The organism is Streptomyces anatolicus (genome assembly GCF_019400875.1).
Taxonomy (GTDB): Bacteria; Actinomycetota; Actinomycetes; order Streptomycetales; family Streptomycetaceae; genus Streptomyces; species Streptomyces anatolicus.
In genome coordinates this window covers 1-3,655 of record NZ_WMBF01000570.1, presented here as the reverse complement: position 1 = coordinate 3,655, position 3,655 = coordinate 1, and the positions used below count along the sequence as shown (strand labels likewise).

Annotated in this window: 3 protein-coding genes; all 3 read left to right on the top strand. The window is 71.2% G+C overall.

The features are described 5' to 3' along the window. Nucleotides 1–975: SPFH domain-containing protein (locus GKQ77_RS29680; RefSeq protein ID WP_258022196.1), on the top strand; the 975-nt coding region annotated here is incomplete at its 5' end. Between the two features lie 171 nt (nt 976–1,146). Next, the gene (locus tag GKQ77_RS29675) at nt 1,147–1,749 is read left to right on the top strand and encodes a lytic polysaccharide monooxygenase auxiliary activity family 9 protein (protein ID WP_219692206.1); all 603 of its coding nucleotides are present in this window, start codon (nt 1,147–1,149) and stop codon (nt 1,747–1,749) included. An 89-nt stretch (nt 1,750–1,838) separates the two neighbouring features. Then, nucleotides 1,839–3,521, top strand: a complete 1,683-nt coding sequence (locus GKQ77_RS29670; RefSeq protein ID WP_219692205.1) for an AMP-binding protein — start codon at nt 1,839–1,841, stop codon at nt 3,519–3,521. Nucleotides 3,522–3,655 lie beyond the last annotated feature (134 nt).

The window sequence follows — 3,655 nt, the reverse complement described above, 5'->3', positions numbered from 1 at the left end:
CGCACCACCGAACGGAACGGGGAGCCCTCCATGTCCGACGCCACCTCAACCGACTCCATCACCGACCAGGCCGACATACCGTCCCTCCCGGAACCGCAGGTCCGGGAGCGGCCCGCGCACAACGTCAGCGGCGGGCTGGCCCTGCTCGGGGGCCTGGCCGGACTCGCGGGCGGCGTCGGCCTGATCTTCGCGGGGGCCGCCGTCGCCTCCGAGCACAAGGGCGCCGGGTCCACGCTGCTGATCGTCTCCGGCATCGTGGTGATCCTCGCCGCGCTCCTCACCTTGTGCGGCCTCAACACCATCGCGCCCGGCGAGGCCCGGGTGGTCCAGCTCTTCGGCCGCTACCGCGGCACCGTCCGCCGCACCGGCCTGATGTGGGTGAACCCCCTCCTGCTGCGCCGCCGCGTCGACGTACGCCTGCGGCACTGGAGGAGCGAGCCGATGCCCGCCGTGGACCGCGGCGGGGTCGCGCTGCGCGTCGTCGTCCTCGTCGTATGGCGGGTGAAGGACACCGCGCGGGCGACGCTCGCGGTGGAGGACCACCAGGAGTACCTGCGGGAGTGCGTGGAGGCGACGACGGCCCGGGTGCTCTCGCGGCTGCCGGCCGACGCGTTCCACGACGACGCCCCCGCGCTGCCCGCCGCCCCCACCCTGCGCGACGCCGACGCCGTCGCCGAGGCGCTGACCCGGGCGCTCGCGGCCGACGCGGAGGCGGTCGGCATCGAGGTCTTCTCGGCCCAGCCGACCCGCATCGAGTACGCCCCCGAAGTGGCCGCTGCGATGCAGCGCCGCCGGGTCGCCGCGCTCGACGCACGGCACCGCGACACCGTACTGACCTCGGTGGTCGACTCGGTCGAGGACACCGTGACGCGGCTGACCACGCGGGGCTTGGTGGAGCTGGACGACTACGAGCGCAAGGCGTTGGTGAAGGACCTGACGGTGGCGTTCTACACGGGCCACGGAGAGCACCGGTAAGACGGGACGCGGAGGCACCGGTAAGCCGGAAGGGGCCTGCTCGACCGTACGTACGGATGCTCTGCGCGGTTGGTATGGACATGTTCAACTAACGGCAATAGCCTGAGACTTGGTCTAGACCGCAGTGCGCGCACGTCCCACGGAACCCCCACGTTCGGTCAGGAGCGGCACATGCGAAAAAAGAAGATGTACGCGGCCATGGTCGGCCTCACGACGGTCGGCGCGTTCGCGCTCTCCGCCGGTGGTGCCAGCAGCCACGGCTACACGGATCTGCCCGCGAGCAGGCAGATCAACTGCGCCAAGGGCGTGGTGACCAACTGCGGCTCCATACAGTACGAACCGCAGAGCGTCGAGGGCCCCAAGGGCTTCCCCGCGGGCGGACCGGCCGACGGCAAGATCTGTTCGGCGGGCATAGCGGGCTTCAACCAGCTCAACTCGCCGAGGACACCCTCGGGCGGGGCCTGGCCCACGACGTCGGTGAGCGGCGGTCAGAGCTACACGTTCCGCTGGCAGTTCACCGCGCGCCACCGCACCACGGACTTCAAGTACTACATCACCAAGCAGGGCTGGGACGACAGCAAGCCGGTGACCAGGGCCGCCCTGGACACCACGCCGTTCCTCAGCGTCCCGTACAACAGCCAGCAGCCGCCCGCGACCCTCTCGCACAGCGGCACCATCCCCGGCGGTCGCAGCGGGCACCACGTGATCGTCGCGGTCTGGACGATCGCGGACACGGCGAACGCGTTCTACGCCTGCTCGGACGTCAAATTCTGAGCAGTGCGCGAAGGGCTCCCCGCTCCATGTCCACCTCCTCTTCGTACTCCTCTTCATAACTGACGGCCCATCAATTATGGTGCGCGGCCATGAAGAGCGGTGCGGACGCGAGGGAGAGCGAGGGGAGCACGGTCGCCGAACTGGTTCAGGCGCGGTGGGGCGATCACCGCGCCGGTCTGCGCTTCGAGGACCGGGTGCTGAGCCACCACCAGATGACGGCGGGCGCCGCGGCCAGGGCCGCGCTCCTCACCGACCTCCTGTCGAGCCACGGCGAACCCCACATCGGCGTACTGCTCGACAACACCCCCGAATACCCGCAGTGGTTGAGCGCGGCAGCACTCTCCGGCGCGGCCGTGGCGGGCATCAACCCCACCCGGCGCGGCGCCGAACTGGCCCGCGACATCCTGCACACCGACTGCCAGATCCTCGTGACCGAGCGGGCGCACCTGCCGCTGCTCGACGGCCTGGAACTCCCGGGCATACGAACCCTGGTGACCGACACCCCCGCATACGAGGACCTGCTCGCGCCCTACGCCGACGCCGCACCGGAGATCGCACGGACCGTCGGCCCCGCGAGCCGCATGCTGCTCTACTTCACCTCCGGATCCACGGGCGCCCCCAAGGCGGCGATCTGCAGCCAGGGCCGACTGGCGGCCGCGGGCCGTTCCCTGGCCGCCCACTTCGGCGTCCGGGCGGAGGACACCCACTACATCTGCATGCCGATGTTCCACGGCAACGCGGTGATCGCGGACTGGGCTCCGGCGCTGGCGGCGGGTGCGGGGGTGGCACTGCGCCGCCGCTTCTCGGCGTCCGGATTCCTCACCGACGTACGGAAGTTCGGGGCGACGTACTTCACGTATGTGGGCAGGGCCGTGCAGTACATCCTGGCCACGCCCGCGCAGCCCGACGACCGGGAGAACCCTTTGCGGATCGGGTTCGGGACGGAGGCGGGGGCCGTGGACGCGGCGCGGTTCCAGGAGCGGTTCGGGGTGCGGCTCGTGGAGGGGTACGGATCCTCCGAGGGCGGGGCGGCGATCCAGCGCACCCCGGGCACGCCCGCCGGGGCGATCGGGCGGGCGGCGCCCGGGGACGACCTCGCGGTGGTCGACCCCGTGACGCTGCGGGAGTGCGAGGCGGCGCGGTTCTCGCCCGACGGGCGGTTGCTCAACGGGGCCGCTGTGATAGGGGAGTTGGTCAACCGGGGCCCGAACCCCTTCGAGGGGTACTGGCGCAACGAGGAGGCGCAAGCCGAGCGGGTGCGGGACGGCTGGTACTGGACGGGGGACCTCTTCTACCGGGACGGCTCCGGCCACTTCTACTTCGCGGGGCGTACGGACGACCGCCTGCGGGTCGACAGCGAGAACCTGGCGGCCGCGGTGATCGAGAACATCCTCGCCCGGTATCCCCGGGCGGCGGCCGTGGCGGTCTACGCGGTGCCGGACCCGGTGGCGGGGGACCAGGTCATGGCGGCGGTGGCACCGGTGCCGGGGGCGGGCTTCGACCCGCACGACTTCGCGCAGTTCCTCCTTGAGCAGGGGGACTTGGGCACGAAGATGGCTCCGCGCTTTGTGCGGGTGCTCGGCCGGATGCCGGTGACCGCGACGAACAAGGTCGCGCGGGGAGAGCTTCGGCGGGACGCCTTCCGCTGCCCTGACCCTGTCTGGTGGCGCCCTCCGGGTGCGGCCGCCTACCGCCGACTGACCCCCGCGGACGTATCAACCCTGCTCGCCGAGTACCGCACCCATGCCCGCGACCACCTACTGACCCGCTGACCCGTCCTGGCGAAGGCAGAAGGTAAGGGATCCGTGGTGAACGAACACAAGCCCCCGGCCCCGCTCGCCTGAACGATTACGATCCACAACCATGAGCACGCCCGACGCGCCCGACCTGCCCCACCAGCCCGACG

What these genes read in the sequence shown, in the direction of transcription:
- GKQ77_RS29675 (WP_219692206.1), top strand. Translation starts at nt 1,147, where the DNA reads ATGCGAAAAAAGAAGATGTACGCGGCCATGGTCGGCCTCACGACGGTC.
- GKQ77_RS29670 (WP_219692205.1), top strand. Translation starts at nt 1,839, where the DNA reads ATGAAGAGCGGTGCGGACGCGAGGGAGAGCGAGGGGAGCACGGTCGCC.